At 65.5% G+C, this 5,928-nt stretch carries 6 protein-coding genes and 1 pseudogene; 3 read left to right on the top strand and 4 right to left on the bottom strand.

Annotation, left to right across the window (positions count from 1 at the left end; genetic code table 11):
- Positions 1-68 precede the first annotated feature (68 nt).
- From MJ797_RS13090 to MJ797_RS13080, 3 genes are all read right to left on the bottom strand, one after another.
- Positions 69-1,970 carry an ABC transporter ATP-binding protein gene (locus MJ797_RS13090; RefSeq protein WP_239334613.1) on the bottom strand — a complete coding sequence of 634 codons (1,902 nt, stop codon included), beginning with the start codon at positions 1,968-1,970 and terminating at the stop codon, positions 69-71.
- 479 nt (positions 1,971-2,449) lie between these two features.
- Entirely contained in the window at positions 2,450-2,857 is a 408-nt protein-coding gene (locus MJ797_RS13085) for a PIN domain nuclease (RefSeq protein WP_239334612.1), read from the bottom strand.
- Positions 2,854-3,087 (bottom strand): antitoxin, encoded by a 234-nt coding sequence (locus MJ797_RS13080; RefSeq protein ID WP_165485712.1) that lies wholly within the window; start codon positions 3,085-3,087, stop codon positions 2,854-2,856. Before MJ797_RS13080 ends, MJ797_RS13085 begins: the two co-directional genes overlap by 4 nt.
- Before the next feature lie 631 nt (positions 3,088-3,718).
- On the opposite strand from MJ797_RS13080, the gene MJ797_RS13075 reads away from it, so the two are divergent.
- Together MJ797_RS13075 and MJ797_RS13070 are read left to right on the top strand one after the other, a co-directional pair.
- Positions 3,719-4,048 carry a type II toxin-antitoxin system RelE/ParE family toxin gene (locus tag MJ797_RS13075; protein WP_239334640.1) on the top strand — a complete coding sequence of 110 codons (330 nt, stop codon included), beginning with the start codon at positions 3,719-3,721 and terminating at the stop codon, positions 4,046-4,048.
- Between the two features lie 6 nt (positions 4,049-4,054).
- Complete coding sequence (locus MJ797_RS13070) at positions 4,055-4,372, top strand: helix-turn-helix domain-containing protein (protein ID WP_239334611.1); 318 nt, start codon at positions 4,055-4,057, stop codon at positions 4,370-4,372.
- Positions 4,373-4,850: 478 nt separating this feature from the next.
- On the opposite strand, the gene MJ797_RS13065 is transcribed toward MJ797_RS13070, so the two are convergent.
- Entirely contained in the window at positions 4,851-5,216 is a 366-nt protein-coding gene (locus MJ797_RS13065) for a hypothetical protein (RefSeq protein WP_239334610.1), read from the bottom strand.
- Positions 5,217-5,677: 461 nt separating this feature from the next.
- Here MJ797_RS13065 and MJ797_RS13060 point away from each other — a divergent pair.
- Positions 5,678-5,928 (top strand): annotated as a pseudogene (locus MJ797_RS13060) (IS982 family transposase); the annotation flags it as partial.

The raw sequence follows: 5,928 nt of genomic DNA, 5'->3' as shown, positions 1-5,928 counted from the left end.
TTCTATTCTCGGGCGCTCTAAACCGGCCGTGGTTTTTGATCGGTCGTTGCCCTCGTCCGGTCGTGACCTCACCCAGCCGCGGCCATTGTGGCCATGGCGGCGGCTGCGGTCGGCTGGTCGAACTGCGTCCGGTACAGCTCCCCGTAACGTCCGCCGGCGCTGAGCAGGTCGGTATGGGTGCCACGCTCTACGACCCGTCCGTCCTCGATGACAAGGATGAGGTCGGCGGAGCGGATGGTGGACAGCCGGTGCGCGATCACCACCGCGGTCCGTCCGGTGAGTGCCTCGGCCAGGGCCGCCTGTACCGCGGCCTCCGAGGTGGAGTCCAGGTGCGCGGTGGCCTCGTCGAGGATCACTACTCGCGGCCGTGCCAGCAGGAGCCGGGCGATGGTCAGGCGTTGGCGTTCACCGCCGGAGAGGCGATACCCGCGTTCGCCGACGACGGTGTCCAACCCGTCGGGCAGGCTTTCGACGAGGTCGGCAAGCCTGGCGCGGGCCAGTACATCCCACAGGTCGTCCTCGGTCGCTTCGGGGCGTGCCAGCAGGAGGTTCGCGCGGATCGACTCGTGGAACAGGTGCCCGTCCTGGGTGACCATCCCGAGTGTCGCGCGGATGGATTCGGCGGTCAGGTCGCGGACGTCGATCCCAGCCAGGCGCACTGCGCCGGTGTCGACGTCGTAGAGCCGGGCCGTCAGCTGCGCGATCGTGGACTTTCCAGCGCCTGACGAGCCCACCAGCGCCACCAGCTGCCCGGGTTCGGCCCGGAACGAGACGCCGTGCAGAATCTCTACACCGCCACGGGTGTCGAGGACGGCGACCTCCTCCAGCGATGCGAGCGAGACCCTGTCCGCGGGCGGGTAGCTGAAACTGACGTCGTCGAATTCCACTGATACCCCTCCCGTTGGCACGTGCCGCGCGTCCGCGCGGTCGGCGATCAGTGGTTCGAGGTCCAGAACCTCGAACACTCGTTCGAAGCTTACCAGAGCGCTCATGACTTCCACCCGGGCGCTGGCCAGCGAGGTCAGCGGGGCGTAGAGACGGGTGAGCAGCAGCGCGAGCGCGACGACGGCGCCGGGTTCCAGCTGCCCACGCAGCGCGTAGAAACCACCGAGCCCGTAGACGAGGGCAAGCGCCAGCGCCGAGACCAGGGTCAGCGCGGTGATGAACACCCACTGCACCATCGCCGAGCGGACCCCGATGTCGCGGACACGCCGCGCCCGTACCGCGAACGCGGCGGACTCGTGGGCGGGCCGGCCGAACAGTTTCACCAGTGTCGCGCCGGGCGCGGAGAAACGCTCGGTCATCTGCGTGCTCATCACCGCGTTGTGGTTGGCCGCCTCGCGTTCGAGCCGGGCCAGCCGGCTGCCCATCCGCCGTGCGGGCACGACGAACACCGGCAGCAACAGCAGCGCGAGCACGGTGATCTGCCAGGAAATTCTGATCATCACGGCGAGGGTGAGCAGGAGCGCGACGATGTTGCTGACCACGCCGGAGAGCGTGTTACTGAAGGCCCGTTGCGCGCCGATGACGTCGTTGTTCAACCGGCTGACCAGCGCGCCGGTACGGGTGCGGGTGAAGAATGCGATGGGCATCCGCTGCACGTGGTCGAACACGGCGGTGCGCAGGTCAAGGATCAGGCCCTCGCCGATGGTTGCGGACAGCCACCTGGACACCAGCCCGAGGCCGGCCTCGGCCACCGCGATGACAGCGATGAGCACCGCGAGCCCGACCACGACGTGGACGGCCGCGCCGCGCACGATCGCGTCGACGACCCGGCCGGCGAGTACCGGTGTCGCGACCGCCAGGACCGCCGTCACGACGCCGAGCAGCAGAAACCAGGTCAGCTGCCGGCGGCGCGGCCGGGCGAAACCGCCGATCCGCCGCAGGGTCGCCTTGGAGAAGGGGCGCCGTTCGTCCTGCGCGGTCATCGCCTTGTGCATCGACATCCACGCGGTGACTTCCATGCTCATGGAGTACCTCTGCTCATGGGTTACTTCTCGGTGGCGCAGGGTTGTTACCGGCGTGCGGCGCCGGCCGCCGAGGGAAGGCTAGAGGCTCAAGCGAACTGCAAGTCAAGCGTGCCCGGAGCGACTTCACGGAGTTCAACCGCGGAAGTAGAGCAGAAGTAGAAGGGAAGGTGGTTCTCCAGCGGCCGGTGCACCGACCGCCCCGCGTCGGGACCTGAGCAGGAGCTCGCATCGGGTTGTTGGGGCAGGTCAGGGTCTGCCCAATCGCGATCAAGCTTGCCGGACCCCTGCTCCACTGGTCATCGGCTGCGGTCGCCGAGCGGTTGCTCGGGATCTTCCGTGGACGTCCGCTGGGGTTCTGCCGTCCGCTGACCTTGTGCGCTCCGTCGACGGGCGTCCACCCTCGTCCGCCGGCTTGGCTGTCAACTTGCCTGTCAACTTGCTTGTCAGCCCCGTATCGCGGCACGGGGAGCGTTGGAAGATCAGGACAGTCGGCACACTGGTTGCCCGGTCAGGTCGGCGATCAGCTCGAAGTCCTTGTCGCGGTGCAGGAGCGTGAGTCCGGCGGCTTCCGCCGTCGCGGCGATCAGCAGATCGGGGACACCTGGGGCCCGATGATGGCCGGCCGCGGCCAGCATGCCCTGGACCTCGTAGGCGCGTCGGGCCACGGCTACCGGCATGTCCCACTGGATGACCATGCGTGCGAGCGGTAAGGTGCCGAGAAGGCGGGTGTGTTCAACTCCGTTGCGGGCCGAGTACCCTACTTCGAGCAGTGTAACTGCGCATATGTGTACCAGATTTTGATCAACTCGCCGTGACCAGAGGGGCTCGTCGGGATGGGTCGGTATGCGGACCAGCGCCGACTTGTCGATAAGCCAGCCTTCGGTCACGACCAGGCACCGCGCATCACGTCCTCGTCGGCGAGGTCCGAGATCAGTTCGTTGAGCTGTGCCCAGTCCTCCCGGGCGAGCGGGGGGTGGGTGTCGCGCGATGCCCGCTCGGCTTCAGCGGCCAGCGTGCGACGCAGGTACTCGACACGCGAGATCCCGGCTCGGGCGGCGGCAGCGTCGAGCTCGGCAAGAACCACATCGGGGACGTCACGCACGAGGATGTCGGCCACCGACGTCACCTCACAAGTTTGATATCAGACTTGCCGATCATGATAGCATGGCTGCTTCTGTAGCGGTGGTCATCGAGCGGCTCCGGTGTGGCGTGCCCAGTCTCGTTGGCGGTCGGCTTGCCGCGCTCGGGGCCGACGCTGACACCGATGTTTGACGAGAAGCTCCTTGGCTGCACTGATCAGGAGGTCCTTGCGCCGCATCCGTTGTGTGAATGTCTGAAAGCTCGGTCGCTACACCCGTTGCTACATAACGATCAGAAGCCCCGTACCGGTGATCCCGTACGGGGCTTTGACCTGCGGAGATGGGGCGCGCTTGGCTGGACTTGAACCCCCAGCCTCTTGATCTGTAGTTTGATTACGATCGTCCGTGGACGTCCGCCGCGTCCGCTGACCTGGTGTGCTTCGTTCGTCCAGCGCCGTCCACCCTCGTCCGCCGGCTTGGCTGTCAGCCTGGCCGTCAGTGACCGAGGAGACCGGAGGGCGAAGGCGGGGCACGAAGTGCTTCTTGTGCCGCTTTGGGTACGCTCGTGCCGCAGAGGGGTGTAGAACCTTGACGTCATAGACCGTGTGGGTCACCCTGGACGTTGTGAAGTGGGCCGTGATCCTCGTCGATGAAGTCGACGACTGGTTCATGGGTCTGGTGCGCACCGATCCCCGGACCGCTGAGCTCGTCACGGCGGCGATCGATCAACTGGTCTCCGATGGTCCGGCGCTGGGACGTCCGTACGTTGACAGCATCCAGGACTCAAAGATCCATAACATGAAGGAGCTCCGGCCGGGGTCGGCGGGAGGTATCGAGGTGCGGATCTTGTTTGTGTTCGACCCGCAGCGACAAGCGGTGTTGCTGGTCGCAGGCGACAAGTCCGGCCAGTGGCGGCGGTGGTACGAGGTGAACATCCCGTTGGCGGAGCAGCGCTACCAACGGTGGTTGGACGGCGACTATGGCGTGGAGAGGAGCTGACGGGTCATGGCGCGGACGTGGGAAGAGGTACGCACCGAGGCTGTGGCGACCGGCAGGCTCGGCCAAGAGCGGATTGACGCGATCGGCGTGAGAATGCGGGCTGAGACCCGGGCGCATCGACTGGCCGACATCCGGCGGACCTATGGGCTCGACCAGAGCGAGGTTGCCAAGCGGATCGGCGTGTCTCAGTCACGGATTTCACGTATTGAGCGAGGCGACTTGGACCACGCCGAAATTGCTACCGTGCGTAGCTACATTGAGGCGCTCGGAGGTCAGGTTGAGATCGTGGCGAAGTTCGGTGACGAGCGTATAACGGTTGGATGACCTGGGGATGCAGCAGAGGCTGACGGGCCTGACGGACCCCGAGCAGTCAACTAGCTGTCAAACGATCTAAAGCCCCGTACCGGTGATCCCGTACGGGGATTTGACCTGCCTCAACCGGCGCGCGCTCGGCGGCGCGCTCCGAACATCCCCAACCACCATGGCCCAGGTCATTGCGGGTGTCGTCGACATTCTGGCTGCCGTCGGCGGAGTAGCGGGTGTTACGACGGCTTGGCTGGGCCGAGCCGCGTCATGGTCATCGGGCGGCGGCGGGCGTCTAGGGGGAGAGCACTGGCCTGAATGACATTGCGCGCGCAACGTCATTCAGGCCAGTATCAGATCACCGTCAGATGGGGGACCGTCGCTACGACCGTTTGAACCCGCCATCCGTAATGAAATAACTTGTTCATTTTGAGCCTTCTGCGGGCCCGTGACCTGCGAAGACGCTTCCGAGGATGCATTTGTTATTTCATTACGAATCCTAAGAGCCGTCACCATCGGAGCGGGCGTCGGTGGCTCGTAGGACATCCACCCAGATCCGGAACAGCAAGGCGCCCATCACCACCACAAGACCACCGACGACGGTGACGCGGACCAGCGCCACGTCCGCCACCGCTCTGGCCAGCACCAGCACGTCGAGCAGCAGGGTAGACATGACCAAAACAGCTATCGACAAGATGAAGATCCGAACCCGAGGTTTCGTCCAGAAGAAACCCGCCGGCCCGTCGCCGCGGGCCGGGCGATGTTCCGTTCGGACGCGGTCCAGGTACGCCGAATCCCACATCAGCGCCAGCAGCAGCACCGGGGTGGTCTGCGCGATCGTCGTGTACAATTCTCCGTGGTCCACGGATCCCCCCGAAGCCGTAACTCAAACCTCAAACAGTGACTGCATCACGCTCGCCGCGCGGGCGGGTTTTCCCTGGGCGGTGCTGGTGTCGCGGTCGTGCACGGCGGGATCGTATCGTGTGGCAGATGGTAGCTGTGTGCGGTCACCTCGTCGTAGTCACATAAATTTCCCTCTAGATGGTTGAGTCCAAGGGATCGCCTGCAGACATAAGGCGAGGGCATCCAAGATCTGATTGTGATAACAGATTTAGAGCGACCGGCAATAGGAACGCGGCGTCGCGGGGCTGGGGCACGCACCTCGCTACGTTGTCGTCGGTCGACACCCCAAGGACCAGGGTGGCTCCCTCCGCCGCCTTGCGCCGCACGCACCCCAGCCCAGCCCCGCTCCTTGATCCACTCCCCTATTGCCGGGCGCTCTTAGACACCCTCGCAACCGCACTTTACGTCAGCATCGACGATGCGGTGAAGGCCTCGCCGCAGCTCGCGCCGGAGCGCCCCGCCGTGGGGATCACGCCCACGCTCAGTGACGCCGAACTGGTCACCGTGGCGGCGCTCTCCGCCCTGCTGGGCTACACCTCCGAACGGCGTTGGCTGCGCCGCGCGAAGCGCGATGTCCGCCACCTGTTCCCCTACCTGCCCCAGCAGTCCGGCTACAACAAACGGTTTCGCACGGCATCCGAACCGATCAAAAACATGATCATGATGCTGGCGAC

It is taken from the genome of Protofrankia sp. CiP3 (genome assembly GCF_917627345.1).
GTDB lineage: Bacteria > Actinomycetota > Actinomycetes > Frankiales > Frankiaceae > Protofrankia.
This window is presented reverse-complemented; position numbering and strand designations above follow the sequence as displayed.

What these genes read in the sequence shown, in the direction of transcription:
- MJ797_RS13090 (WP_239334613.1), bottom strand. Translation starts at nt 1,970, where the DNA reads ATGAGCATGGAAGTCACCGCGTGGATGTCGATGCACAAGGCGATGACC.
- MJ797_RS13075 (WP_239334640.1), top strand. Translation starts at nt 3,719, where the DNA reads ATGGGTCTGGTGCGCACCGATCCCCGGACCGCTGAGCTCGTCACGGCG.
- MJ797_RS13070 (WP_239334611.1), top strand. Translation starts at nt 4,055, where the DNA reads ATGGCGCGGACGTGGGAAGAGGTACGCACCGAGGCTGTGGCGACCGGC.